The organism is Microbacterium sp. NPDC055455 (assembly GCF_053619935.1).
The window spans coordinates 188,592-213,276 of record NZ_JBSHLB010000003.1 but is presented as its reverse complement, the minus strand read 5'-3'; the positions used below and the strand labels follow the sequence as shown (position 1 = coordinate 213,276).

Below are 24,685 nucleotides of genomic sequence, written 5' to 3'. Positions count from 1 at the left end.
AGGGGACATCGGACCACTTGCCGGACGGGTTAACATATAGGGGAGATGTCCCCAGCATCTCAGGGAAGGCCCTCCCCAAGAATCCTTCCCATCCCGTCGTCGGGCGCCGCTAACCGGGGGGTTGGTGAGCGAGAGCAGACGACGACAGGCCCCGGGTGTCCCCAGCACCCGGGGCCTTTTACGTGTCCCGCTGCGTCGGCGTCTCAGTCGGCCCGGCGAGTCAGCGCCCGCATGATGAGCAGGTAGGTCGTCAGCGACAGCACGAACCCGAGCAGGTAGACGGTCATCTCCTGCGCGAGGAACGTGCTGTAGTCCAGCGCGCCGTCCGTGACGGCGGGGTTCGCCTGGCCGACGAAGTACGCGACGGTCTGCCCGGCGGCGTAGACCGCGAGCAGCGCCAGCACGGCCAGCAGCGCGAGCCAGATGCGGTTGCGCCACACGGCACCGACGGCCGCCATGGCGGTCGCCGTGGTCCAGTCGGGCGCCTCCGGGTCGAGCCATCCATTGACCTTCGGGACCAGGATGATCGCGGCGATGAACGCCGCGTTGAGGAGCGTGCTGCCGATGCCGACGAGCGGGACGCCCCCCGCGTCGCCCCGGACGAGATCGGGGATCAGCAGGATGGCCAGCACCGGCAGCGTCCCGACGACGGCTGACAGCAGTGCCCGGAGAAAGCGCATGGCCCCGAGTGTAGGGCGGTCGCGCCGGGATCCGCCGCGCCGCCATGGGACCTTCGCCCCGTGGCATCCCACCGCCGCCGCGCACTCTGGGAACATGACCGGATCGACCACACCCAGCGTCGCCACCCCGCCGCGGCAGCCCGGTGCGACCGCCACGATCGTCGGGATCGTGCTGCTCATCATCGGCCTCCTCGTCGCGGCAGGCGGCGGTGCCGTCCTTCTCGTCGGAGTGACGGCCGCCGGGGTCCAGGGGCTGCAGGGCCGTGACGGATTCATCTCCGCCGGCCCGATCGAGATGTCGACGGATTCGTACGCGCTCACGTCGCCCGCACGAGACGCGGTCACGGTCGACAGCGACGTGCCGGACCTCCCGTTCGATGTCGCCGTGCTGCGGATGACCGTCGAATCGGCGGACGGGCCGGTCTTCGTCGGGATCGCCGCCCAGGACGACATCGATCGATACCTCGCGGACGTCGCGCACAGCGAGGTGCGCCGGCTCGACTTCCGCTCGGACGTGCGCTACCGCGAGCACGACGGCTCGGCGCCGTCGGAGGAGCCGGCCGATCTCGACATCTGGGTGTCGTCGGCGAGCGGCGCGGGGCCGCAGGAGGTGCGCTGGACGCTCACGCCCGGCGAGTGGGGGATCGTCGTCATGAACCCCGACGGCGCCCGCGGGATCGACGTGGAGATGAGCGTCGGCGCACGCAGCGACCTCATCGCCCCGGCGGCTACGGCGCTGCTCGTGCTCGGCGGCATCCTCTTGGTGGCAGGACTGACCGGCATCGTCGCCGGAGCCGTGCTCCTCGGCGTGGGGCAGCGCGGACTGCGCTCGCCCGGCCAGCCGGCGCCTGCCCAGCCACCCAGGGCACCGCAGAGCACGTCGCTCTGACCGGCTGATCTGATTCAGGGCCGGGAGCACGTCGAACGGTGCATCGCAGCGCCGGGATGAAGGAGATGAGCGCAATGAGGGTACTGGTGGCGTACTCGAGCAAGTACGGCGCAACCGAGGGCATCGCGCAGCGGATCGGTGACTGCTTGCGCAAGCGGGGTCTCGCTGTCGACGTCAGCCGATGCCGAGACGTGCACGATGCCACCGGCTACGACGCGTACGTGGTCGGGTCGGCGACGTACGAGTTCAACTGGAGGAAGGACGCGCGGCGGTTCGTGAAACGCAACGCGGCTGAGCTCGCCGCGCACCCGGTGTGGCTCTTCAGCAGCGGGCCGCTCGGCACCGAGGAGGTCGACAAGGACGGCGAAGACGTGCTGAAGGGTGCCGAGCCCAAGCAGTTCGCCGACTATGAAGACCGTCTGCACCCGCGGGGGACCCAGGTCTTCCGCGGCGCCTACGATCACGACAAGGTCCGCGGCGCCGATCGCATCATCGCCTGGATGCCGGCGATCCGCGACATCCTGCCGCAGGGAGATTTCCGCGAGTGGGACGTCATCGACACGTGGGCGGCCGAGATCGCGGACGCCCTCGCGCCCACCGCCGCGCACGCGTGACCCGGCGTCCGAGGGGAGCCTTTCCGGCGAAGCGACGGCGAAGCGCCTTTCTATTACGCCGGTTTCGCGGGCGGCGAACACAATCGTCGAGGGCACCCGGTTCAGTCGGCCGCCTGCCTATGCCGACGCGACGAATTCCCCGGAAATCGGGTCGCCGGGGTCGGGTCGCGGCGCGCTGAAGGACCCGGATGATACCCGCGGGACGCGACGAAGGGAACCGAGAAGCTCGGCGAGACGATGCGACCTAGCTTGAACATTCCTGAGCTCGCGGCGCCCCGGCCACGAGCCCAACGAAAGGAAGTGCAAGCCATGTTGCGCAAGACGAAGATCGCCAGCGCCGGAGTCGCCCTCGCCCTTTCAACCACACTGGGAGTGCTGCCTGCCATGGCGGCCAGCGCCGCACCCCCGACGACCGCGTCCGCCGCGGTCGTTCACCAGGCTCCCGCTGTTCCGACGTCGTTGCCGGTGACAGGTGACGGCTTCGTCGGTGAGATCAGTGACCTGACCGTCCGCACCGTGGATGGCGTGCTGCAGCTGACCGGAACGATCTCGGGAACCCTTGACGGTGTTCCGATCGCCGCCACCCCGTTCACCACGACGATCGACAACCTGCAGGCGAACGACGCGTGCACGATCCTCGACCTGGATCTCGGACCGCTGCACCTCGACCTCCTCGGCCTCGTCGTCGACCTGAACGAGGTGCAGCTCGACATCACCGCCGTTCCGGGCGCCGGCAACCTGCTCGGCAACCTGCTGTGCGCGGTCGCCGGGCTCCTGGACCGCGACGGCCCGCTGCAGGGCATCGGTGCGCTGCTGAACCGTCTTCTGACCGGCCTGGGCCTGTAACCGCTCACGCCGTTCGTACGCACGGCCGCTCCGGCCCGGGGATCTTCGCAGCCCGGGCCGGAGTCGTGCGTGGCGCCGACATGGTGTCCACCGCCACACGAGTATCTGCGAGTGAGTCAGCCCGCGTTCATCGTGACGCGGTCCTTGCCCGCCCGCTTGGCGTCGTACATCGCGGCGTCGGCGCGCACGAGCAGCTGCTGCGCGGCGGTGGACGGGTCGATTCCCGGACGGTAGAGGGATACGCCGACGCTGACCGACGCCGAGATGATCCCGTCCGGCACGGGGATGGGCAGTCGGCAGACGGTGAGGATGCGCTGCGCGATGGCTTCGGCGGCGTCGGCGTCCGCGCCGGCGCAGATGGCGACGAACTCGTCGCCGCCGATCCGCCCGACCATGTCTCCGGCGCGGACGCCGCCTCGCAGGCGCGTGGCGAGTTCGACGAGCACCATGTCGCCCGCGGCGTGGCCGAAGGCGTCGTTGATGCCCTTGAAGTCGTCGACGTCCAGGAAGAGCACGGCGAGGGGCTCGCCGGAGACGTCGGCCGCCGCGATCGCCTCGTCGAGGGTGAGTTGGAGAAGCTGCCGGTTGGCCGCACCGGTGAGCTGGTCGTGCAGGGCCAGCCGCGCGAGGGTGCGCTGCAGACGAACCCGGAGCAGCGTCTGCGAGGCCTGTCGCCCCAGCGCCTGCTGGAGCTCGAAGAAGTGCGCATCGAAGTCGGTGCGCCGGTTGTAGAAGCAGACCAGGATCCCCAGGCGCTGCCCGTCGGCGACGAGCGGCATCACGCTGAGTGCGGCGAGACCGTTGCTCCGCATCGCAGCACTGAGTTCCGGATACCCGGCGTCGTTGTTGTGCACCACCGTCACCTCGGTGGTCTCCCTCAGCGCGTGCACGGGCGCGACTTTGCCCTCGAGCGGGTTCGTGCCGCCGCTGAGGACGAGGTGCCCGTCGTCCTGGGCGAGCAGGACCGCGGTCTCCGTCGCTGTGAACGCGTCCCGCGCGACGGCCGCGAAGGACTGGGCGACGTCTCGGTCGGTGGCGCTCACGTCGAACATCGTGGACACCTCCTGCAGGATCCGGACGCGTTGTTCGGACTGCTCCGCGGTTCTCCTGGCGGCGAGGAGGTCCTGCTCGTAGCGGACGCGTTCGGTGGCGTCGAAGAGCGCGAACCGGATGAGTCCGGCTTCGTCATCACGAACCGCGTTGACGAGCACCGGCACGGCGGCATCCGCAGGCGTGCGGAGTGTGAGCGTCACCTGTTGCACCGAGCCGTTGCGAAGGAGGACCTGACGGTAGCTGGTCTCGTAGGTGAGCGTGCTGGCCGGATCGAGGAGCGCAGTCAGTCCTGCGCCGGAGAGCTCCTGGCGGGTGCGGCCCGTCCAGGTGAGCAGGATGTCGTTCGCCTCGACGATGGAGCCTTCGAACGTCGTGGCAAGAAGTCCGCAGGGGGCCCGGTGGAACCAGTCGTTGTCTACGGTGGAGGTCATGACAGGAACCGCCCACTCTCGGAGGCGTGAACGGCGCACGCAGCGCGGGCGGGGACAGCGGGCATGCTGGGGGGCCTCTCGGGGCAGGCGGGTCACAGACGGGGCGAGTCTGTGCTTACGGTGTAAGCGTAGCGAGAAGCATCTCACGTAAACCCCTCAACCGGCGACCGCAGGTAGGGAAGGATAGGTCAGTGGCCAAGAGCAGGAGCACGCAGCCGGCGAAGACCGCGGCGCCGAAGCTCAGTCGCGAGCTGATCATCGAGACGGCGTTGCGGCAGATCGATGTCTCCGGCGCGCAGAGCCTGTCGATGCGGTCGCTGGCGCAGGAGCTCGGTGTCGAGGCGATGTCGCTGTACCGTCACGTGCACGGCAAGGAGGATCTCCTCGAGGGGGTCGTCGCCCTGCTCATGGGTGACCTGCTGTCGAGTCTGGACGCCCAGCTCGCTGAGCATTGGCAGGGCTATCTGCAGACCACCGCCCACCAGGTGCGGCAGATCGCGATCAAGCACCCGAAGGTCTTCCCGTTGATCGCGTCGCGGCATCCTGCAGCGCCGTGGCTGCGGCCGCCGTTGCGGAGCATCGAGGTGGTCAATGCGTTCCTCGCGGCGCTGATCGGGCACGGCTTCACCGACCAGCAGGCCGTCGACGCCTACCGGTCCTTCAGCAGCTTCCTCCTGGGGCAGCTGCTGCTGGAGGCGGCTGTCCGAGGAGCAGCGACCGGCCCCGTCGGCGAACCCCTGGACGAAGGGGGCGCTTCCATCCCCGAGCAGGACGGCACCCGCACCCTCGAGGATGCGCCGGAAGTGTTCCGCCTGCGGGCCCTGCTCAGCGAGGATCGCAGCGACGAGGAGTTCGAGGTCTCGCTCGAGGCGCTCCTGGACCGCCTCGCGCAGCATGTCGCGCACTGACCGACCCGCGGCATCGTCGGCAGGGCTCTTCGCGGCTCGGGATGCCTGTCTTCAGGCGCTGGCCACCAAGCGGGCCATCTCAGTGCGGCGGATAGGGCGGCTCAGCAGGTAACCCTGCGCGCGGTCGCACCCCAGCCGGGTCACCTTGGCGAGCTGCTCGGCGGTCTCGACGCCTTCGGCGACGACGCGGATGCCGGCGTCATGAGCACGTGTCACGGCATCCGAGACCACTTCGGAGGCCTCCGGGGAGTCGTCGACGATGAGAGCCCGGTCGATCTTCAGTTCCGTGGCGTGCAGCCGCTTGGCCTGGGTGAGCGACGCCTGCCCGGCACCGAAGTCATCGATTGCGATGCCTATGCCGAGCCCGCGCAACCGGTCCAGCCGTGCCACGAGGGCGGGGGCGTCGCCGATGCGACGACCCTCGGTGATCTCGAGCGTCAGGTGCCGCGCAGGGCGCCGGATGCGGTGGATCATCCGTTCCATCCAGGTGGTGAAACCGGCGCCTTCCAACTGGGCGGGGGAGACGTTGACCGAGAGATCGATGCCCCACTCGGTCATCGCTCCCATGGCCTGCGTGGTCATGTACCGGCCGATGTCGTGGATGGTGCCGTCCTCTTCGGCGACCGGGATGAACTCATTGGGGCCCACCGTGCCCCACGTCGGGTGGTGCCAACGGCAGAGCGCCTCGGCGGCGACCAGCCGGTTCGTTCTCAGGTCGATCTGAGGCTGGAACCACGCCGCCAGTTCGCCGCGGCTCAGCGCGCGCCGCAGCGCACGCGTCATCTCCGCGATCTCGATCACTGTGTATCCGCCCCAGTCCGGGCGAGCACTCGGTCTCGCCGCGGGTGCCCCCATTCTTTCAGGAGGCTCGTGGCCGCCTGACGTGTTGACACGAGGTCGCGGCCGGGTTAGGGCACTACCGGTAGTTGACGAACTGGAGGTCGACGTCGAGGTCGGCGGCCTTCAGCAGGCGCTGCACCTCCTGCAGGTCGTCGCGGGACTTGGACTGCACGCGCAGCTCGTCGCCCTGGATCTGCGACTTCACCGACTTCGGGCCCTCGTCGCGGATGATCTTCGAGATCTTCTTCGCGTTCTCGGACGAGATGCCGTCCTTGATCGTCGACGTGATCCGGTACTCCTTGCCGCTGGCGACCGGGTCGCCGGACTCCAGGCTCTTCAGAGAGATGCCCCGCTTGATGAGCTTGGACTGGAACACGTCGAGGACCGCCTTCGCCCGCTCCTCGGAGTTGGCCTTGATGAGCACGGCCTCGCCGCTCCACTCGATCGAGGCGCCCGTGCCCTTGAAGTCGTAGCGCTGCTCGACCTCCTTGCGGGCCTGGTTGAGCGCGTTGTCGGCCTCCTGGTGGTCGACCTTGCTGACGATGTCGAACGAGGAATCTGCCATGGCCGGAAGTCTATCGGCGGGCGGACGGCTGGCGGAGAGTGGGATGCCGCTTTCCGGGCATGCGCGCGTTGCTGAGCGAGTCGTCGGCTGGAAGCGGTTCCAGTTCTCGCAAGATCACGAGGAGATATCGATTGGCTTCGCCCACCTTGTCCTGATTCACCGCATGATGCAGAATGTAAGCGCTTGCAGATTCGTGCAAGCCGAAGAACGGCCTTCATCGGTGCCACCGCACCGGCCGAGGGCCGGTTCAACTCACCAGCACTCCAGAGAGGCACACACCGATGAGGGTGAACATGAAGCGCGCGCTTGCCACCGGCGCGTTCATAGCAGGGAGCGCGCTGCTGCTCGCCGGCTGCGCCGGCGGCGGCGCGGACAGCACCGATGGGGGCGGGGGCGAAAGCGAAAGCGATGCCACGCTGACCGTCTGGGTCGACCAGAACCGCGCAGACGCGCTCGAGGGCACCATCTCGGACTTCGAGGAGGAGAACGGCGTCACGGTCGACCTCGTCGTGAAGCAGAACGAGAAGATCCGCGACGACTTCACCGCGCAGGTGCCGACCGGCAAGGGTCCGGACGTCACCATCGGCGCCCACGACTGGCTCGGCTCGTTCGTGCAGGACGGCCTCGTCGCGCCGATCGAGCTCGGCGACTCCGCGTCCGCATTCCAGGAGGTGGCCATCTCCGCCTTCACGTACGACGGCAAGGTCTACGGTCTGCCGTACGCGACCGAGAACGTTGCGCTCATGCGCAACGTGGATCTCGTGTCCGAGGCGCCTGCCACCTTCGACGACATGATCGCCGCCGGCACCGCCGCGGGCACCAAGTACCCGTTCGTCGTCGGACTCGACCCGGCCAACGCGGATCCGTACCACCTGTACGGCTTCCAGACCTCGTTCGGCAACTCCGTGTTCGCGCAGAACGCCGATGGCTCGTACGACGGTTCTCAGCTCACCGTCGGTGACGAGGCCGGCCAGGCGTTCGCGGCGTGGCTCGGTCAGCAGGGCGCGGCGGGCGCGATCAACCTGAACCTCACGCAGGATCTCGCGAAGGAAGCGTTCAACGCGGGCGAGTCGCCCTTCATCCTCACCGGCCCGTGGAACACGACGGACGCCGAGGCCAAGGGCATCAACATCGCCATCGACCCCATTCCGACCGCGGGCGGCGAGACCGCATCGCCCTTCGTCGGCGTGCAGGGCTTCTACGTGAACGCCAAGTCGGAGAACGCGCTCCTGGCCAACCAGTTCCTCGTGAACTACATCGGCACCGAAGAGGTCCAGTACGCCCTCTACGAGGCGGGCAACCGGCCTCCGGCGCTGACTTCCGCGTACGAGAAGGCGGCTGAGGACCCGATCATCAAGGGATTCGGCGATGTCGGCGCGACCGGGTTCCCGATGCCGAGCATCCCCGAGATGGGATCGGTGTGGGAGTTCTGGGGCGTCGCGGAGGCGGCTGGACAGGGCTGGAAGATCTGGCTGGTCAAGATCCTCCTGCTCGGCCTCATCGACGCCTTCGCGGTCTACGGCATCCTCACCCTGGCGTTCCAGGGCGAGTGGCTCGTGCCGCTGATCATCGCCGTCGTCACCATCGCGGTCAACGTCATCTATCTGGTGCCGGGCCTGCTGCCCGCGAAGTACCTCACGCCCGGCATCCTGTTCCTGCTGGTCTTCCAGATCTTCCTCATCGTCTACACGGTCTTCATCTCTTTCACGAACTACGGCTCCGGGCACAATTCGACGAAAGAGGATGCGGTCAATGCGCTCCTCCTCCAGTCCCAGACCCGCGTCGAGGATTCGCCGGCCTTCCCCGTCACCGTGCTGGAGCGCGCGAACGAGTTCTTCTTCCTGACCACCGACCCCGACACCGGCGACTTCGTCGTCGGCGGGGAGGAGCAGCCGCTGGAGCCGGTCGACGGTGCCACCGCCACCGGCGCACCGGGATACAACACCCTCGATCTCGGCGGCATCCTCGCCAATCAGGAGGCGATCGCCGGGCTCGCCGTTCCGGTATCGGAGGACCTCAACGACGGGTACCTTCGCACGACCGACGGATCGACCGCGTATCTCTTCACCTCGTCGCTGGAGTGGGATCCCGTCGCTGACACGATGACCGACACCACCACCGGCGTCGTGTACAGCGACATCGGCACCGGCGCGTTCACTGCCGAGGACGGCACCGAACTGCTGCCCGGATGGCAGGTCGTGGTCGGCTTCGACAACTACGTCCGCGCCTTCACGGAGCAGTCCATCCGCGGACCCTTCATCTACGTCTTGATCTGGACGTTCGTGTTCGCGCTGCTCTCCGTCGCCACGACGTTCGCGCTCGGACTGTTCCTCGCGATCACGTTCAACGATCCGCGGATGAAGAGCAAGAAGTACTACCGCGTGGCGATGATCCTGCCTTACGCGTTCCCCGGGTTCCTTTCCGCACTGGTGTGGGCGGGCATGTTCAATCAGGACTTCGGGATCATCAACGAGTGGTTCTTCGGCGGCGCGCAGATTCCGTGGCTGACCGATCCGCTGCTCGCGAAGATCGCGATCCTCGTCGTGAATCTCTGGATGGGCTTCCCCTACATGTTCCTCGTCTGCACGGGGGCTATCCAGTCGATCCCGGACGACATCCAGGAAGCAGGCAAGGTCGACGGCGCCAGTGCGTGGGGCATCTTCCGGCACATCAAGTTCCCGCTCCTGCTGGTCTCGGTCGCGCCGCTGCTCATCTCGTCGTTCGCCTTCAACTTCAACAACTTCGTCCTCATCTACATGCTCACCAACGGTGGGCCGAGGTTCCCCGATGCGCCGATCCCGGTCGGGCAGACCGACATCCTCATCTCGATGGTCTACAAGGTGGCCTTCGTGGGCGGTCAGCGCGACATGGGGCTGGCTGCCGCGTTCTCGATCCTGATCTTCCTCATCGTCGGCGCGATCTCGTACATCGCGTTCCGGCAGACCAAAGCGCTCGAGGAGTTGAACTGACATGTCCACGGATCAGACCAGGGTGGGCGGCGCCGAGAGTCTCGCCATCGGGTTCGAGGCCGCTGCGGAGAAGGAGCGTCCGACCGCACCGATGCCGCGGCGTCCGTTCGGAAAGTACTTCCGCGAGACCGGGTGGCGCCACATCGTCGGCATCGTCATGGTGCTGTTCTCGGTCTTCCCGCTCGTCTACGTGCTGTCGGCTTCGCTGAACCCCGGCGGCACGCTGCTGACAGCGAACGGGCTGTTCCGGAACATCAGCTTCGACAGCTACGTCGCGCTGTTCCAGGATCCGAACTATCCCTATGGGCGATGGCTCGCGAACACGGTGATCGTCGGGCTGTCGACAGCTGTCGGCGCGGTCTTCCTGTCGGCGCTCGCGGCGTACGCGTTCTCGCGCATGCGGTTCACAGGACGGCGGTTCGGGCTGCTGTCGATCCTCCTCGTGCAGATGTTCCCGCAGCTCCTCGCCTTCGTCGCGATCTTCCTGCTCATGTCGGCGATCAGCGACGTCTTCCCGGCTCTGGGGTTGAACTCTCTCCTCGGGCTCATCATGATCTACCTCGGTGGTGCGCTCGGCGTCAACACGTTCCTTCTCTACGGGTTCTTCAACACCGTGCCGACGTCCATCGACGAGGCGGCGCGGATCGACGGAGCGGGTCATGCGCGGATCTTCTTCACGATCGTGCTCCGCCTGGTCGCACCGATCCTGGCCGTCGTGGTCCTCCTCGTCTTCCTCTCCACCTTCGCCGAGTTCGTCATCGCTTCCGTCGTGCTCATCGACCCCGCCAACCAGACGCTGGCCGTCGGGCTCTATCAGTTCGTCTCCAACGCGCAGTCGAAGAACTGGAGCGTCTTCGCAGCGGGCGCCGTGGTTGCGGCGATCCTGCCGATGGCGCTGTTCCTGTCACTGCAGCGATACATCGTGGGCGGACTCACCGCCGGCAGCGTCAAGTGACGCAGGCGGGCATGGACCGGGTGGACGAGGTCTCGCGCGGCGTCGTGTCGGCGCAGGACACGACCCCGGCCGACCCGGGTGGAGCCGGAGTGACGGCGCCGGAGCGGTTCGACGCGCTCAGCGCGGGGCTGGCAGCCGGAGTTCGCGCGCATCCCGGACTGGTCGGGCTCGTGCTGCTCGGCTCGGCGTCGGACGAGGCGCGCGCGCGGCGCGACGAGTGGTCGGACCACGACTTCTTCGCGCTGACGGCGGCCGGCCGCGGGAGCGAGGTGCGTCCCGACCTGTCCTGGCTGCCCGATCAGGATCGTCTCGTGCTCACCGCGCGCGAAGGCGAGATCGGGTTCGTCGCCGTCTACGACGACGGGCACGTCTTCGAGTTCGCGTTCTCGGACGCCGCGGAGCTCGCCGGCGCTCGCGCCGGCGACGCGACGGTCCTCGTCGACGACGAGGCGGGCACCACGGCGAGGCTGGTCGCGGAGTCGCGGGCGCGCGCCGCCGAGGACGACCGGTTCGACCCCGCGAACGACGCGCGGCTCGTGCTCGTGAAGCTGCTGATCGGCGTGGGGCGGGTGCGCCGCGGCGAGGTTCTGAACGGGAACGCGTTCATCCGGCAGTGGGCCGTGCAGCTGCTGGTGCGGGCCATCCGTGGACGGTTCGCCGCGGCATCCACTTCCCTCCGCGACGCGATCGATCCCGTGCGGCGCTTCGAGCGCGACTTCCCGGCGTGGGGGTCCGACATCGCCGCATCGCTGGATCTGCCCATCGAGGAGACCGCCTTCGAGCTGTACCGCCTCACGCGCCGGATCCTGGAGCCCGGGTGGGAGGACTTCCCCTCGCGGGCCGCCGACGTCGTGGCGGCACGCCTCGGCTGGAGCTGACCGGCCCGACGGATGCCGCGGCCGCCCTGAGATCGAGCGCGCGGGGTGGCGGCGGCATCCGTCGTTCGTAGACTGGGTCGGCGAGGAGGTGCCATGCGCCCGCTGACCGAAGATGATGTGCGTTCGTCGTTCGTGAACGCCTCACCCGACGAGCTGAGACTCGTCGCCCTGCCGCATGACTTCATGCTGACCGACTGGGATCACCTCGATTTCCTCGCGTGGCGCGATCCGCGCACGCGCAGTCGCGGCTACGTGATCGCCGAGATCGACGGAGAGCCGTCGGGCGTCGTGCTGCGTGCGGCCGAGGGCACATCCCGCGGTCGGGCCGCGATGTGCAATCTGTGCCACACCATGCAGCCGGCCGACCAAGTCGTGATGTACACCGCGCGGAGGGCCGGCGAGGCGGGCGCGCACGGTGACAGCGTCGGCACCTACATCTGCGCGGATCTGTCCTGCCACGAGACGGTGCGGCTGGCCGCTCCGCTCGCGCCCAACGAGGTGCGGGCGAGCGTCGACCGCAAGATCGACGGCACGCGGCGCCGCACCGAGGCGTTCGTCGGGCGGGTCCTCGAGACGGCGGGAGTCCCGCGATGACCGTCGTGGTGGTGGGTGACGCGCTCATCGACGAGCTCCGCGACGACCACGGCGTGCGCGAGTTCGCCGGCGGCGCCGCGCTGAACGTCGCCGTGGGCCTCACCCGTCTGGGCGTGCCGGCGACGCTGGTGGCGATGCTGGGCGATGACGAGCCGGCCTCACGCGTGCGGCGCTATCTCGCGGACTTCGGGGTGGACCTCATCGCGACGCCGTCGCTGCTGGGGACGGCGCGGGCGGTCAGCACGCGGTCCGGGGGAGGTGAGCCGGTGTACGAGTTCAACGAGGCCTCTCAGCAGCGCCGCATCCGGTTCGGCGACGCCGAGCGCGCGGCGATGGCCGATGCCGACCTCGTGGTGATCAGCTGCTTCGCGTTCGACGACCCCGAGCAGACCGCCGAGCTGGCGGAGGCGGTCGACGCGGCGGGCGTCCTGGTCGCGGTCGACCCGAACCCCCGTACGGGCATGATGAGCGACAAGCCGGAGTTCGTGCGCGGCTTCGAGCGCCTGGCCTCCGGCGCAGCCCTGGTGAAGGTGGGGGAGGACGATGCGGCGCTGCTCTACGACGACCGACTCGACGTGCTGCGGGCCCGGCTGATCGACCTCGGTGCGCAGGCGGTGCTCGCCACCGAGGGGCCAGCGGGCGCCACGATCGAGGCCGGCGACGTGGTGGTGACCCGGCCGATCTCGAGCCTCCCCGGCCGCATCGTCGACACGATGGGCGCCGGCGACGCCGCGTTCGCCGCGACGGTGGCCGTCCTCGTGGACGGCGCTCCGGTGGACGAGGACGGCTGGGAGACGGCGCTGCAGACCGCGATGGATGTCGCGGCCGCGACCTGCCGTTTCGAGGGTGCCCTGCTGCGCACGCCGAGCGCCCTCGACGGCATGGACCTCGATCGCATCGGCACGTGACGGCATCGGCACGTGACGATGGGCGGGCGCGGGCCGTGACGGCCACGGGTGGCCGCCGATTTCTGACCTCGCGCATCTACGCGTAAGATTGTGGATCGCGCCTCCGGTCGTCTGGAAAAGTCGGACGGGTGCGCACTCGGCGAGTTACCCAAGCGGCCAAAGGGATCTGACTGTAAATCAGCCGGCATAGCCTTCGGGGGTTCGAATCCCTCACTCGCCACCCGAGATCAGAAACGCGTCCCGCTTGCGGGGCGCGTTTCCTCGTTGCGCAGCATCCAGCGAAGACCGAGCCCGGTCAGCACCGCGACGGTCGCCGCCATGAGCACCCCGCCGATCGCGAAGAGCGCGAACACGACCGCAGCGGGCGTCGACTCGTCGACCCACGGCGACGGCAGGAACGTGAAGACGATGCCGATCAGCCACGCGACCATGTTGATGGGCACCCACCACCACGATCGGGGCACGCCCGCCCGTGCGAGCACCGGGCGCTGAGCGAGCGGGATGGTCGCCAGCAGCAGGAGTGCGGCCGTCGCCGCCACCGCCCAGGTCGACGGCGATGCCCAGTCGATGTCGGCACCGAGATCCGCGAGAGTCGACGGCAGCATGCCGATCGCCCACGCGACGGATGCCGCCACCGCCGTCACCGCTGCCCACCGGCCCACGGGCACCTGGGCGCGCGACCCCCGGGCGCCGAGCGCCTGGCCGACGCCCAGCAGAGCGCCTTCGCCGGCGCCGAACACGACGAGAATCGCCCACGCCGCCCAGCCGCTCAGCCCGAGCGCCGACGCCAGCGCGAAGGCCGTCACCGGGATCAGGAAGCCGAGACCCTCACCCAGCACCGTGAATCCCACCCAGCGCGGCAGCCGCAGCGCCGGCCTCGCAGCGAGCCCCGGCGTCGGCCCGGGCGAGGAGCTCTCCATATGCACACGGTACGAGCCGTCGGGTGGGGACGCACCCCCGATCCCGGCGCGCCTCCGCGGATCTCGAACCGGGGATGCGCGCGTGTCAGGATGGGCGTGTCGGGTCCACCGCCCGCGTCACGAGAGGAACGCCATGACCGCGCCCGATCCGTATGCGACGCCACAGCCGGAGCGCGGCGACGCCTCCCTCTCGCCGCTGCTGCGAGCTGCCATCTGGGTGGCCATCGGTGCGCTCATCGCCGCAGCCATCGTCTGCGTGGTGTGGGTGCTGGTCGGCTCGCAGAACGGTCTCGTCGGGCGCGCCTTCCTCACCATCCTGCTGCTCGTCGCATTCGCGGGCGTCGCGATCCTGGACGCCCACCTCGCACCCCGGCGCCCCGCGTGGTTCGCCCTCGCCAGCATGGCGTCCTGGATCATCGCGCTGCTCCTCGGGGCGATCATGATCTGGATGCCCGAGCGCTTCCCGTGGCTCGGCGTCTCCCGGTTCATCCAGTTCCTGCTGGTCGTGCTCATCCTGCAACTGGTGCTGCTTCACCTGCGCCTCTACATCAAGGCGTTCCAGCGGTACGACACGACGTTCACGCGTGCCGTGGTCATCGTCACGATCGCACTCGTGGTCGCGCTCGCCGCGCTCCTGATCATCCCACTGGCCTTCGGGGAGTGGCTGTCCCTCGCGGACCTCTACTGGCGCATCGTCGTGGCGGTCGCGATCCTGGCGGCCGTCGGAACGGCACTCGTGCCGCTGGTGAACGTGCTCTTCGCACCGAAGCGGCCGCGAACGCACCCGCACCCGGTGCCCCCGCCGCACGCGTCCGGCGCGGTGCCGGCGGCTCCGGTGGCATCCGCTCCCGCGACGCAGGAGCTGCTGCCGTGGCCGACGTACGCGGACGGCGGCACACCGCTGCCCATGCTGCCCGACGGGTCGCCGGACTGGAACGCCTACTACACCGGCCACCCCTCGCCGGGGGCGCACGTGTTCACGCCGCTCGCACCGGCCGTCGCCGAGCCGTCGCCCGCGACCGCCGGAGCGCCGGCTCCGCACGGCGATGCTCCGCAGCCCGCCGCGGAGGCGCCAGCCCGGGCGCCGGAGCGTCCCGGGTACGAGGGCTACCCGCCCCCGCCGCCGCTTCCGCCGCGCCCCTGACCGTCGCGGGGCCGGCTCACCCGGCGAGCAGCTCCAGCGCGGCCATGGCGGCGTTGTGGCCACCGAGCCCGCTGACCGCGCCGCCGCGTCGCGCGCCCGATCCGCACAACAGCACGGACGGGTGGGACGTGGCGACGCCCCACCGCTCGGCGGGAGTCCGCAGCGGCTCGTCGTCGTCCGCCCACGGCCACGAGAGCGGGCCGTGGAAGATGTCGCCGCCGACCATGCCGAGGGAGCGCTCGAGGTCCGCCGTCGTCCGCGCTTCGACGCACGGCGTGCCGTCAGGCGCTTCGAGCACGCAGTCGGAGATCGGCTCGGCCAGCACGGCGTCGAGCGAACGCTGGGCCGCGGCGAGGAGCTCGGCGCGCGCGGCATCCGGATCCCTCCCCGGGAGGAGCCGGTGCGGCACCTGCAGACCGAAGAGGGTGAGTGTCTGCGCCCCCGACCGCCGCAGGTCGGGTCCCAGGATCGACGGGTCGGTGAGCGAGTGGCAGTAGATCTCGGCGGGAAGCGGATCCGGAATGCCACCGCTCGCCGCCGCGGCGTGCGCCGCGTCCAGCTGTGACAGCGTCTCGTTGACGTGGAACGTGCCGGCGAACGCCGCCTCGGGCGCGACGCGCCGGTCGCGGAGGCGGGGGAGTCGCCGCAGCAGCATGTTGACCTTCAGCTGGGCGCCCTCCGGTCGCGCGGCGTCGGCATCGCCCGCCGAGCCGCCCGCTCCACCCGCGGCGAGGAGGTCGGCGAGCACCGCCGGGCCGACGCCGCTCAGCACCAGCCGGGCGTGCACGGTCGAGTCGTCGCCCAGCTGCACCTCGCCGTCGGGCGAGACCGCGACGACTTCGCTCTCGGTGCGCAGCTCGGCACCCGCCCGCGCCGCGGCCCGTGCGAGCTCCGCGGACACCTGCCCCATGCCTCCGACGGGCACGTCCCAGTCGCCGGTGCCGCCGCCGATGACGTGGTACAGGAAGCACCGGTTCTGGCGCAGGTCGCCCTCGTCAGCCGCGGCGAACGTGCCGATCAGGCCGTCCGTGAGGGCGATGCCGCGCGCGAGGTCGGTGCCCAGCGACGACCGCAGCAGCCCGCCGAGCGGCTGCTCGATCAGCTCCGACCACAGACCGTCATCGCGGAGACGCGCGCGCAGCTCGGATCGACGCCGCAGCGGTTCGGTCATCGAGGGGAACAGCAGGCGGGCGACCGGCGAGAGCCGTCCCGAGAAGGCGGCGAACCGCTCGGCCTCCGCCGTGTCGCCGGTCACCCGGGCGAACGATTCCGCGGTGGCCGCGGCATCCGCGTTGTCGATCAGGATCCCTCGCGACGGATCCGCGGGGTCCGGCGTGTACGACGAGTACCGCCGGCGGAGCAGACGGATGCCGAGCCCGAGGTCGCGCACGATGCTCCGGGGCAGCAGGCTCACCAGGTAGGAGTAGCGCGACAGGCGCGCGTCAACGCCGTCCCACGGGCGTTCGGACACCGCTGCCCCGCCCAGGTGGTCCAGCCGCTCCAGGACGACGACCGACCGGCCGGCGCCGGCGAGGTAGGCCGCGGCGACCAGCGCGTTGTGACCGCCGCCCACGATCGCGACGTCGTAGGTGCGGTGCGGGACTGCGTCGGCCATCCCCTCACGCTAGCGAGACGCCGCGGACAACAGCCACCGCGGTCGCCCGGGCACCGGGCACCGGGCGCGCGGGACGTTAGCGTGGACGCATGACTCTCGCGCAGGATCTCGAAGCACTCGCCATGGACATCGCCCGGGAGGCGGGAGACCTCGCCCGGGTGCGCCGCGAGGCGGGCGTGTCGATCGCCGCGACGAAGTCCGCGCTCGCCGACATCGTCACCGAGGCCGACCGCGAGGTGGAGACGCTGATCCGCGCCCGGCTGGCCGCCGAGCGCCCCGACGACGCGTTCCTCGGCGAGGAGACCGGCGCCGAGGGCGGTGCGAGCGGCATCACGTGGGTCGTCGACCCGATCGACGGCACGGTCAACTACGCCTACGGCATCCCGGCCTACGCGGTCAGCATCGCGGCCGTCCGCGGCGAGCCCACTCCGGCGGACTGGGAGGCGCTGGCGGGCGCCGTGTACACCCCCGTCATCGGCGAGCTGTTCCACGCCGCCCGCGATCACGGAGCCTGGCTCGGCGCTGATCCGCTGCGCGTCAACAGCGAGGTCGGACCCGCCGGCGCGCTGCTCGCGACAGGTTTCGGCTACGACCCCGCCACGCGGCCGGGGGACATCGAGCTGATCTCGGCCGTGATGCCGGGCCTGGCTCGTGACCTCCGCCGCGGGGGAGCGGCATCCCTGGATCTCGCGTACGTCGCCGCCGGTCGCCTCGACGGCTACTTCGAGCGGGGATTGGCGCCGTGGGACCTCGCCGCCGGATCGCTCCTGGTGACCGAGGCCGGCGGCCGGTTCGGCCGTGCCGTGCCCGACGGCTCGCCGCGCGCGCCGCTCGTGGTCGCGTCGACACCGGCGATCTATGACCGCCTCGCCGCTGCGGCAGGGCTCTCGTGAACGGCGCTCTCATCCAACTCTCATCTATGACGCGCGCTGAAATCCGAGCCGTACATGGCATTCCCAGGACGCCCGGGGTAGTGTTTACCCGATCGTTACCTTCGCTGCCCGAACGGCGGAGGTCGTCATAGCCCACGACCGCCTCGCCGCGTTACCCTCGCGGTACGACCCGAGAGCCCGCCGCCGCTTTGCCTTTCGACGCCCCCATGGCTGAACCCGCGCCCACGCGCCGGTCGAGCCGCACCTCCGCCACGCCTGTCCAGGCGACCCCGGAGACGCCGGGAGCAGGTCGCGCCACCGCGCGGCGCGAAGCCGCGCAGATCGCCCCCGAGCGTCCGGCTGTCGTGTGGGGTCGTTCCGTCGACCTGAAGAAGGCGGATGACGCACCCGCAGCCGCGACGCAGGCGCAGCTGTCGGCCCCCGCGGGGCAGACGACCGCCCCGCACCCGGCGCCGGCCTCCCGACGCCAGCGGCCCGCCGCGCGTCCGATCGTCGCACCGGCCGCCGACACTGCGGCGCACGCTCCGGCGGCTGCTCCGGCGGAGGTCGCGGAGGCTGCGGCTGTCGCTCCCTCGTCGCCGGCTGCCGAACTCCCGGCCACGGCGCCCGTGAGCCGTCGTGCACGCCGGGCGCAGACCGGCGAGTTCGCTGCGGTCAGCGCACCGCTCGCGCAGACCGGCGAGTTCGCTGCGGTCAGCGCGCCGCCCGCGGAGACCGGTGAGTTCGCCGCGTTCAGCGCGCCGGCCGCTGAGGCCGTCGCTCCCGCCACCCCTGCTGAGGCCGTCGCTCCCGCCACCCCTGCTGAGGCCGTCGCTCCCGCGCCGCCCTTCCAGCTCCTCGAGCCCCTGGTCGCGTCGGAGACCGCTCCGATCCCCGCACCGCCGAGCTCCACAGCCGCCTCGGCTGCCTCGGCGTCGTCCGCGAGCGCCTCGACGTGGATGTCGGAGTCGTTCGCGAAGATCCTCGCGGCGGAGGCCGTGGCGGCAGCCGCGACGACCGCCGCGCCGGTCGAGACCGTGCGGCCCTCGGCGCCCGAGCCTGCGGCGGCTGCCGAGACAGCTCAGGCCCGCCCGGCGACCGAGCAGATCCACCCCCTCACCGGCCCGATCGCCCAGCCCGCGGCATCTGATGTCGACGAGTTCGAGGTCGCGGCGCGCCTGTTCGAGTTCACCGGCGAGACCCCCGTGCAGCAGCCGGCCGAGGAGCAGGAGCAGTCGCGACCTGCCGCCGGCCCCTCGGCCGAGGAGCAGCCCGCCGCGCACACCGCGCCGCGTCGGTCGCAGGCCCGCCGGGGTGCAGCGTTCCGTCGCGTGGCCACCGCCTCGTTCTCGGTCGGAGTGCTCGGCGTCGTGGGGCTGATGGCGGTCGGGATGACGACACCCGCCGAGGCCGTCGCCGCAGCTCGCGGCGTCGACGCCTCGCTGTCGGTCCTCGCCCCCGGCGACTCGAAGGCATCGGTGATCGATGAGGCCGAGATCCAGGCCTATGTCGCGCCGGCCGGCATCGAGGCCGACACGCTCGACCGTCCGGAGAACTACACGACCACGACGACGGCTCAGCTCGCGTCGGAGGCCGGCATCAAGAACTTCTCGAACCTGTTCCGCAACGACCCGAACTCGAACATCCAGTGGCCCTTCACGGTCGGCGTGACGATGTCGTACGGGTTCGGCATGCGGTCCGGCCGCATGCACGAGGGCGTCGACTTCACGCCCGGCGCCGGAGCCCCGATCCAGGCCATCGCCGACGGCACCGTCCGCGTGGCCTCCGAGGCCGGCGGCGCGTACGGCGTGCACGTGATCATCGACCACATCGTCGACGGCCAGCTCATCTCCAGCCACTACGCGCACATGGAGTACGGCTCGCTCCAGGTCTCGGCCGGTCAGCGCGTCACGGTCGGCACGGTCCTCGGCCGCACCGGCAACACCGGGCGCTCGTACGGCGCCCACACGCACTTCGAACTGCTTCAGAACGGCACCACGGCGATCGACCCGATGCCGTGGCTGCGTACCCACACCGACGGCACCCACACGGTGGGCTGACGGTTCGGAAGGATGCCGGGCCTCTGGTATCCTCTTCTAGTTGCCTGCTCGCAGGCAGCACGCCCCGATAGCTCAGTGGCAGAGCACTTCCATGGTAAGGAAGGGGTCGTCAGTTCAATCCTGACTCGGGGCTCGCAGCATCCGTTCCAGCGATCGGATGCCACGCGGCAGGGTAGCTCAGTTGGTGAGAGCGCACGACTCATAATCGTGAGGTCGCGGGTTCAAGCCCCGCTCCTGCTACAGACGAAAGCCCCCGGATTCCGGGGGCTTTTTCGTGCCTGCCCGGCTAGGGTGAGCCCTGACCGGCGGCCGCGCCGGGCGAGCGGAGGCCGGCGATGCTGAGGCGGATCGCAGAGGGCGTGTTCGTCCACGAGAGCGAGTTCATCCGAAGCAACTGCACGGTCGTGCAGGGACGCCACGGCGTGCTCCTCATCGATCCGGGCATCACCGACGCCGAGATGGCGCACCTCGCAGACGATCTCGGCGAGCGGGGACAGCCCGTCGTGGCCGGCTTCTCGACGCATCCGGACTGGGACCACGTCCTATGGCACCCGAGGTTCGGCGACGTGCCGCGCTACGGCACGGCCCGCGGTGCGGCATCCATCCGGGAGGTGCTGGCGCGTCCGGACTGGCGGGATGCCATCGCCGAGGGGCTGCCGCCGGAGTACGCCGACGACATTCCGATGGAGCTGCTCGGCGACATCACCGCTCTGCCCGCCGGTGCCACCCGTGTCCCGTGGGACGGGCCGGAGGTGCGAATCATCGAGCATCGCGCCCACGCGCCGGGTCACGCCGCGCTCCTCGTCGAGGAGCGCCGCGTGCTCGTCGCCGGCGACATGCTCTCCGACATCCTGATGCCGTTCCTCGACCTCGAGGCTGAGACGCCCATCGCGGATTACCTCGCCGCGCTGGCGCTCCTCGAGAACCTGGTCGACGAGGTGGACGCAGTGGTGCCGGGGCACGGCTCGGTCGGCGGACCGGGTTCGTTGCGGGCGCGCATCGCCCAGGACCGGGTGTACGTCGAGACGCTCCGCGATGGATCGGACTTCGACGATCCGCGGGTCGGCCCGGCGGCCCCGCTGGAGTGGCTGCCCGACGTGCACGACTGGCAGGTGGGGCGGCTCGGCCCGAGCAGGCCCGCGGATGCACCCGAGGAGGGCTCGCCGCCCGGCGGGCCGTGAGCCGCTGCGGCGGGCGGGGCGCGAACGGGGGCAGGAACGACGACGCCCGGCCCCGCCGCAGCGGGAGCCGGGCGCCGCAGGATCATCCGAGGAGGACGACGTGCGTGCCGGCCTCCAGGTCCACCCGATCCGTCGCGCCGTCCCCGTGCACGTGCAACGTGGTCGGCCCGTCGGTGGTCACCTGAAGCCGCACCTCGGAACCGGATTCGAACCCGGCGGCCGCCAGGTCGACGTCCGCGGTGGCGACGTTGACGAGCGCGAGGTCGAGCACATCGCTCGCGGGGACGCTGCCCGCCGGGTGGCGGTCCAGCACCCGGATCTCGGTCGGGAACCCGTCGAACACCGCGCTGTCGGTGGTCACCACCGGCTCGGTCGCCACGAGGTCGAGTGCGCCGGAGCGGGCCTCGACACGACTCCACCGGGCCGCGGCGTCGCGCGCGGCGAGTCCGTCGACCCAGTACGCGCTGTCGATCGCGAGCCCCAGATCGGGACGGTTCTCCCGCGGATCCCACCGGAACGCGATCGTGCCGGGCGAGGTGGCGAGCTGCGCCTCAGCGACGTGCTGGGCGTACTCGCGCCATCCGAGCCATCCGAAGTGCCCGTGCGTCGCACCGCCGTAGTAGTGCGCGCGGTGTTCCACACCGGCGGCCTCGAGCGCCGACGCCCAGGTGCGCGTGTTGCCCTCGGCGATGTCGGCGGTCCCGGCATCCAGGAACACGCTCATCGCCGCGAGGTTCTCCACGCGGGCGCTGTCGTCGGCGCCGTCGCGGATTCCGGCGGCGTGCATGTACCCGGCACCGGAGACGATGCCGACGCCGGCGAAGACGTCGGGATGGTTGGTCGCGAAGCGCGTCGCGCCGACACCGCCCATCGAGTGCCCGGCGATCGTGGTGCGGCTGCCATCGAGCGAGTAGACGCCGGCGACCCGGTTCCACGTCTCCCACACGTCCAGCTCCGCCTCATTGACGTACCAGGTGCCGTCGCCGCGGGCGAGCGGAGAGAGGCAGACCGACCCGCGGTCCTCGCAGACAGGGCCGAACAGGTGATCCTCCCGCGAACCCCGGAACCCGTTGTGGTTGCTGCCACCGCCATGGAGCAGGATCGTCAGCGCTGCCGGCTCGGACGGATCGTACGTCGTCGGCACGTAGACCAGGTACGGCTGCACCTGCCCGTACACCCGCGGCGCCGTGGTGGGCGGCTGGCCCGTCGGCTGGCGGGTGTCGGGGTGCAGACCGGGACCAAGATCGACGGACGAGACGTACCACCGGGTGGAGAAGCCTTCGGGCGACGGATGCTGCTCCACCGTGCCGCGCGCGAGCTCGCGCCAGTCCACCTCGAGCGCGAACGGCGACATGTCTCCGTCGGCGAGCGCCGCGCTCTGCGCGCCGTTGTTCCACGCCGTCGCCCGCGCAGGGCCGGCGGCCCGCATGTCCTCCTGCTCCGCGCTGCGGAACGCGGCGTTGTAGACGCGCAGGTCATCGCGCTCCGGTGCGGCGGCGAAGCCCGTGCCGGTGGCATCCGCGATCCCCGTCGCCAGGCGGACCGTGAACACTCCGTTGACGCGCAGCGCCGCGCGCGGCACCTCGGCGACGAACGACTTCGCCTCGACGTCGACGTCGACGCGCGCGCCGTGCCGGGTCAGCTCGCGGCTGCCGTCCGCGTCCTCGAGCCACACTCCGGCGGCCGACACGATGAGGAATGCGTCGCTGCCGGGGGAGGTGACGCCGGCGTCGCCTGGCCACGTCGAGGTGCCGGTCCGCTCGTCGGCGTCGGTGTCGAGCGCCCACACGGCGATCGGCAGCTCCGGATCGGCGAGAGTGGTCCAGTCGACGCGCCAGTACGAGCGGTCGCCGCGCACGCCGATTCCGGCTCGGAAGACGTCCGCGCCGTTCGCGTGCGCCGCCGCGTCGGCGTAGGTGAGCGAGCCGTCGCCCACATCGTCGAACAGCCAGTCCGTCCAGAGCAGAGCGCCGCCGTCGTACCTGCTCGTCCCGGAGGTGCGGGAGAAGTCATCGGAGAACGGCCACGCCGCGGGCGTGGCGAGGACGGGCTCCTCCGTGAACGCGGCGGGAGGCGCGGCCGCCGGGATCTCCGGCGGCGCGCCGTCGCTCGGATCCGCCGAGCCCGCCGCGCTCGCGGGCGGCGCGGCGATGAGCGTGGTGACGAGACCGAACCCGGCCATCAGGGCGGCGGCACGCGCCGAGCTACGACGAGACGCCTTCGTGTTCGGTCTCATCGGTTGAACCGATCGGGGTGGAAGGCGAGGAAACGCGCATCGCCGAGGTCGAGCGCGTCCGCCGCACGGTTCAGCTGCACGGAGTTCGCGCTGCCCCAGCGTCCGGTGTCGAGGCGGTCCAGCAGCAGCTCTGTCGCCGCCACGGTCTCGGCCGCGGTGAAGTTGCAGTGACCGGCGGATGCGACGTAGGTCTGCCGCAGCAGCGAGGCGTTGCCCGCGTGGGTGACCCGCTCCTCGTACTCCTGCTGCTGCGCGACGGTCGAGATCTGGTCGCCGACGTTGTTCAAGGTCACGGTGGGCACGCTGATGCGGCCCGTGAACTCGTACGAGGCGGCGAATCGCTCGACCGCGTCCGGGTCGGCCTCGACGCGCTCGCCGGCGTTGACCGCCGCGAGGTCCTCGTCCAGCGACAGTCCGGCGGCGTCGTAGAGCTCGGCGACCACGCGACGCGACTCGGGGGAGGCCTTTCGCAGCTGCTCGACGTAGTCGATGCCGGTGTTCCAGGACGGCATGCCGCCGAACACGATGGTGCTCGTGTGGCGGCTGCTCATCGCCTGACCGATGTAGGGCAGCGGGTCTCCGGCCAGCGCGCCGTACCAGGCCGCCTGGTAGGCATCGCGGTCTCGCGGGTCCGGATCGGCGATCGCCTGCGACCAGGCCGGCAGCTGCCCGATCGCGGCGGCGAGGGCGATGCGGGCGCGCCCCTCCGGGGTCTGCTGCGCCTCGGCGAGCCGCGCGAACCAGGCGTTGCGCGCTCCCTCGATGTCGGCCGGCACGTCCTCGACGGGCAGGGTCCCCTCGGGGTCGAGCAGCTCCGACAGGACGAACACGGTGTCCAGCTTCTGATTCCACTGCGACACGGTGCCCGACAGGCCGCCGCACGCAGCCAGCACCCCGTCGATGCGATCGGGGTGCAGCTCGCCGGTCGCGGCGGCGATCATGCCGCCCATCGAGTTGCCCATCGCGATGGCGCGATCCGGCTCTCCCACCGCCGCGGTGAACGCGTCGAGCGCCTCGATCTGGTTGTCGACCGCGTCACCGAGGTTCCAGCCGGTGACATTGCGCGTCGTGCCGCCGTACGCGTACCCGCGGTCGATCAGCTCGTTCTGCGCCGCCGACGGTGAGCCGCCCGCGAAGTCCAGGTTGACGAACACGGTCCCGTTCCAGTCGGCGGGGACGACGAACCGGTAGGCCGTCGAGTCCGACAACCGGCCCGAGACGATCGTGTCGGGTTGCTCGGCCGCGACCGCCGGGGCGGCTGTCGCCGTGAGCGCCAGTGCCGCTGCGGCGGCGATCATGGCGCGGGTCGTCCGGTGTGCATCAGGCATCTGCAGTGCTCCCTCATCCAACGTCATCGTTGATCCGGCCCCTCGGCCGGCCTGTGCGGAAGCCTGCCCGCGTCGGGGCAGAATGTCAACCAAATTGATACTCTGGTCGCAATGGCCGCCTATCGTGGTTGAAATTGATAGTTGAAAATCTCAACCATCAACTTTTATGATGTTATTTGCGCGTCATGAGACGCCGCTC

At 70.4% G+C, this 24,685-nt stretch carries 21 protein-coding genes and 3 tRNA genes; 16 read left to right on the top strand and 8 right to left on the bottom strand.

The window, feature by feature from the left end:
- Window positions 1–203: 203 nt before the first annotated feature.
- Window positions 204–680, bottom strand: a complete 477-nt coding sequence (locus ACWGUG_RS10750) for a hypothetical protein (RefSeq protein WP_452324657.1) — start codon at window positions 678–680, stop codon at window positions 204–206.
- Window positions 681–774: 94 nt separating this feature from the next.
- Here ACWGUG_RS10750 and ACWGUG_RS10745 point away from each other — a divergent pair, with 94 nt between their 5' ends.
- The 3 genes from ACWGUG_RS10745 to ACWGUG_RS10735 all read left to right on the top strand — a co-directional run bounded on the left by ACWGUG_RS10745 (window position 775) and on the right by ACWGUG_RS10735 (window position 3,029).
- The gene (locus ACWGUG_RS10745; RefSeq protein ID WP_452324656.1) at window positions 775–1,569 is read left to right on the top strand and encodes a hypothetical protein; all 795 of its coding nucleotides are present in this window, start codon (window positions 775–777) and stop codon (window positions 1,567–1,569) included.
- Window positions 1,570–1,643: 74 nt separating this feature from the next.
- Window positions 1,644–2,183, top strand: a complete 540-nt coding sequence (locus ACWGUG_RS10740) for a flavodoxin domain-containing protein (RefSeq protein WP_378883508.1) — start codon at window positions 1,644–1,646, stop codon at window positions 2,181–2,183.
- Between the two features lie 309 nt (window positions 2,184–2,492).
- The gene (locus tag ACWGUG_RS10735; RefSeq protein ID WP_452324655.1) at window positions 2,493–3,029 is read left to right on the top strand and encodes an ABC transporter substrate-binding protein; all 537 of its coding nucleotides are present in this window, start codon (window positions 2,493–2,495) and stop codon (window positions 3,027–3,029) included.
- Between the two features lie 116 nt (window positions 3,030–3,145).
- On the opposite strand, the gene ACWGUG_RS10730 is transcribed toward ACWGUG_RS10735, so the two are convergent.
- A complete protein-coding gene (locus tag ACWGUG_RS10730; RefSeq protein ID WP_336394806.1) occupies window positions 3,146–4,513 on the bottom strand; it encodes a diguanylate cyclase in 1,368 nt (455 codons plus the stop codon).
- Between the two features lie 191 nt (window positions 4,514–4,704).
- Here ACWGUG_RS10730 and ACWGUG_RS10725 point away from each other — a divergent pair, with 191 nt between their 5' ends.
- Complete coding sequence (locus ACWGUG_RS10725; protein WP_336394807.1) at window positions 4,705–5,421, top strand: TetR/AcrR family transcriptional regulator C-terminal domain-containing protein; 717 nt, start codon at window positions 4,705–4,707, stop codon at window positions 5,419–5,421.
- A gap of 51 nt (window positions 5,422–5,472) precedes the next feature.
- Here the strand turns inward: ACWGUG_RS10725 and ACWGUG_RS10720 are convergent, their stop codons facing one another.
- Entirely contained in the window at window positions 5,473–6,222 is a 750-nt protein-coding gene (locus ACWGUG_RS10720; RefSeq protein ID WP_336394808.1) for an EAL domain-containing protein, read from the bottom strand.
- A gap of 115 nt (window positions 6,223–6,337) precedes the next feature.
- On the bottom strand, window positions 6,338–6,826 hold the full coding sequence (locus ACWGUG_RS10715) for a YajQ family cyclic di-GMP-binding protein (RefSeq protein WP_109211358.1): 489 nt from the start codon (window positions 6,824–6,826) through the stop codon (window positions 6,338–6,340).
- A gap of 281 nt (window positions 6,827–7,107) precedes the next feature.
- Here ACWGUG_RS10715 and ACWGUG_RS10710 point away from each other — a divergent pair, with 281 nt between their 5' ends.
- From ACWGUG_RS10710 to ACWGUG_RS10685, 6 genes are all read left to right on the top strand, one after another.
- A complete protein-coding gene (locus ACWGUG_RS10710) occupies window positions 7,108–9,795 on the top strand; it encodes an extracellular solute-binding protein (protein WP_452324654.1) in 2,688 nt (895 codons plus the stop codon).
- Between the two features lies 1 nt (window position 9,796).
- Window positions 9,797–10,750, top strand: coding sequence for a sugar ABC transporter permease (locus ACWGUG_RS10705; protein ID WP_378883489.1), 954 nt, complete (start codon window positions 9,797–9,799; stop codon window positions 10,748–10,750).
- A gap of 11 nt (window positions 10,751–10,761) precedes the next feature.
- Window positions 10,762–11,628 carry a hypothetical protein gene (locus tag ACWGUG_RS10700; RefSeq protein WP_452324653.1) on the top strand — a complete coding sequence of 289 codons (867 nt, stop codon included), beginning with the start codon at window positions 10,762–10,764 and terminating at the stop codon, window positions 11,626–11,628.
- Window positions 11,629–11,721: 93 nt separating this feature from the next.
- On the top strand, window positions 11,722–12,222 hold the full coding sequence (locus ACWGUG_RS10695) for an FBP domain-containing protein (RefSeq protein WP_378883484.1): 501 nt from the start codon (window positions 11,722–11,724) through the stop codon (window positions 12,220–12,222).
- On the top strand, window positions 12,219–13,130 hold the full coding sequence (locus tag ACWGUG_RS10690; RefSeq protein WP_452324652.1) for a PfkB family carbohydrate kinase: 912 nt from the start codon (window positions 12,219–12,221) through the stop codon (window positions 13,128–13,130). Before ACWGUG_RS10695 ends, ACWGUG_RS10690 begins: the two co-directional genes overlap by 4 nt.
- Window positions 13,131–13,268: 138 nt before the next feature.
- Window positions 13,269–13,350 (top strand) — tRNA-Tyr (locus ACWGUG_RS10685).
- A gap of 7 nt (window positions 13,351–13,357) precedes the next feature.
- Here the strand turns inward: ACWGUG_RS10685 and ACWGUG_RS10680 are convergent.
- Window positions 13,358–14,050 (bottom strand): hypothetical protein, encoded by a 693-nt coding sequence (locus ACWGUG_RS10680; protein ID WP_452324651.1) that lies wholly within the window; start codon window positions 14,048–14,050, stop codon window positions 13,358–13,360.
- A gap of 133 nt (window positions 14,051–14,183) precedes the next feature.
- On the opposite strand from ACWGUG_RS10680, the gene ACWGUG_RS10675 reads away from it, so the two are divergent.
- Window positions 14,184–15,194, top strand: a complete 1,011-nt coding sequence (locus ACWGUG_RS10675) for a hypothetical protein (protein ID WP_452324650.1) — start codon at window positions 14,184–14,186, stop codon at window positions 15,192–15,194.
- A gap of 16 nt (window positions 15,195–15,210) precedes the next feature.
- Here ACWGUG_RS10675 and ACWGUG_RS10670 read toward each other — a convergent pair whose 3' ends face one another.
- A complete protein-coding gene (locus ACWGUG_RS10670) occupies window positions 15,211–16,809 on the bottom strand; it encodes a phytoene desaturase family protein (RefSeq protein WP_452324649.1) in 1,599 nt (532 codons plus the stop codon).
- Window positions 16,810–16,898: 89 nt separating this feature from the next.
- On the opposite strand from ACWGUG_RS10670, the gene ACWGUG_RS10665 reads away from it, so the two are divergent.
- From ACWGUG_RS10665 to ACWGUG_RS10645, 5 genes are all read left to right on the top strand, one after another.
- The gene (locus tag ACWGUG_RS10665; RefSeq protein ID WP_378883471.1) at window positions 16,899–17,702 is read left to right on the top strand and encodes an inositol monophosphatase family protein; all 804 of its coding nucleotides are present in this window, start codon (window positions 16,899–16,901) and stop codon (window positions 17,700–17,702) included.
- Between the two features lie 206 nt (window positions 17,703–17,908).
- Complete coding sequence (locus ACWGUG_RS10660) at window positions 17,909–19,741, top strand: M23 family metallopeptidase (RefSeq protein WP_452324648.1); 1,833 nt, start codon at window positions 17,909–17,911, stop codon at window positions 19,739–19,741.
- A 61-nt stretch (window positions 19,742–19,802) separates the two neighbouring features.
- Window positions 19,803–19,874 (top strand) — tRNA-Thr (locus ACWGUG_RS10655).
- A gap of 33 nt (window positions 19,875–19,907) precedes the next feature.
- Window positions 19,908–19,981, top strand: a tRNA-Met gene (locus ACWGUG_RS10650).
- A 95-nt stretch (window positions 19,982–20,076) separates the two neighbouring features.
- Complete coding sequence (locus tag ACWGUG_RS10645; protein WP_378883465.1) at window positions 20,077–20,922, top strand: MBL fold metallo-hydrolase; 846 nt, start codon at window positions 20,077–20,079, stop codon at window positions 20,920–20,922.
- A gap of 82 nt (window positions 20,923–21,004) precedes the next feature.
- Here the strand turns inward: ACWGUG_RS10645 and ACWGUG_RS10640 are convergent, their stop codons facing one another.
- On the bottom strand, window positions 21,005–23,158 hold the full coding sequence (locus ACWGUG_RS10640; protein ID WP_452324647.1) for an alpha/beta hydrolase-fold protein: 2,154 nt from the start codon (window positions 23,156–23,158) through the stop codon (window positions 21,005–21,007).
- Window positions 23,155–24,486, bottom strand: coding sequence for an alpha/beta fold hydrolase (locus ACWGUG_RS10635; protein ID WP_452324646.1), 1,332 nt, complete (start codon window positions 24,484–24,486; stop codon window positions 23,155–23,157). The genes ACWGUG_RS10640 and ACWGUG_RS10635 overlap by 4 nt, the downstream gene beginning before the upstream one ends.
- Window positions 24,487–24,685 lie beyond the last annotated feature (199 nt).

What these genes read in the sequence shown, in the direction of transcription:
- ACWGUG_RS10750 (WP_452324657.1), bottom strand. Translation starts at nt 680, where the DNA reads ATGCGCTTTCTCCGGGCACTGCTGTCAGCCGTCGTCGGGACGCTGCCG.
- ACWGUG_RS10745 (WP_452324656.1), top strand. Translation starts at nt 775, where the DNA reads ATGACCGGATCGACCACACCCAGCGTCGCCACCCCGCCGCGGCAGCCC.
- ACWGUG_RS10740 (WP_378883508.1), top strand. Translation starts at nt 1,644, where the DNA reads ATGAGGGTACTGGTGGCGTACTCGAGCAAGTACGGCGCAACCGAGGGC.
- ACWGUG_RS10735 (WP_452324655.1), top strand. Translation starts at nt 2,493, where the DNA reads ATGTTGCGCAAGACGAAGATCGCCAGCGCCGGAGTCGCCCTCGCCCTT.
- ACWGUG_RS10730 (WP_336394806.1), bottom strand. Translation starts at nt 4,513, where the DNA reads ATGACCTCCACCGTAGACAACGACTGGTTCCACCGGGCCCCCTGCGGA.
- ACWGUG_RS10715 (WP_109211358.1), bottom strand. Translation starts at nt 6,826, where the DNA reads ATGGCAGATTCCTCGTTCGACATCGTCAGCAAGGTCGACCACCAGGAG.
- ACWGUG_RS10710 (WP_452324654.1), top strand. Translation starts at nt 7,108, where the DNA reads ATGAGGGTGAACATGAAGCGCGCGCTTGCCACCGGCGCGTTCATAGCA.
- ACWGUG_RS10705 (WP_378883489.1), top strand. Translation starts at nt 9,797, where the DNA reads ATGTCCACGGATCAGACCAGGGTGGGCGGCGCCGAGAGTCTCGCCATC.
- ACWGUG_RS10700 (WP_452324653.1), top strand. Translation starts at nt 10,762, where the DNA reads ATGGACCGGGTGGACGAGGTCTCGCGCGGCGTCGTGTCGGCGCAGGAC.
- ACWGUG_RS10695 (WP_378883484.1), top strand. Translation starts at nt 11,722, where the DNA reads ATGCGCCCGCTGACCGAAGATGATGTGCGTTCGTCGTTCGTGAACGCC.
- ACWGUG_RS10690 (WP_452324652.1), top strand. Translation starts at nt 12,219, where the DNA reads ATGACCGTCGTGGTGGTGGGTGACGCGCTCATCGACGAGCTCCGCGAC.
- ACWGUG_RS10680 (WP_452324651.1), bottom strand. Translation starts at nt 14,050, where the DNA reads ATGGAGAGCTCCTCGCCCGGGCCGACGCCGGGGCTCGCTGCGAGGCCG.
- ACWGUG_RS10675 (WP_452324650.1), top strand. Translation starts at nt 14,184, where the DNA reads ATGACCGCGCCCGATCCGTATGCGACGCCACAGCCGGAGCGCGGCGAC.
- ACWGUG_RS10670 (WP_452324649.1), bottom strand. Translation starts at nt 16,809, where the DNA reads ATGGCCGACGCAGTCCCGCACCGCACCTACGACGTCGCGATCGTGGGC.
- ACWGUG_RS10665 (WP_378883471.1), top strand. Translation starts at nt 16,899, where the DNA reads ATGACTCTCGCGCAGGATCTCGAAGCACTCGCCATGGACATCGCCCGG.
- ACWGUG_RS10660 (WP_452324648.1), top strand. Translation starts at nt 17,909, where the DNA reads ATGGCTGAACCCGCGCCCACGCGCCGGTCGAGCCGCACCTCCGCCACG.
- ACWGUG_RS10645 (WP_378883465.1), top strand. Translation starts at nt 20,077, where the DNA reads ATGCTGAGGCGGATCGCAGAGGGCGTGTTCGTCCACGAGAGCGAGTTC.
- ACWGUG_RS10640 (WP_452324647.1), bottom strand. Translation starts at nt 23,158, where the DNA reads ATGAGACCGAACACGAAGGCGTCTCGTCGTAGCTCGGCGCGTGCCGCC.
- ACWGUG_RS10635 (WP_452324646.1), bottom strand. Translation starts at nt 24,486, where the DNA reads ATGCCTGATGCACACCGGACGACCCGCGCCATGATCGCCGCCGCAGCG.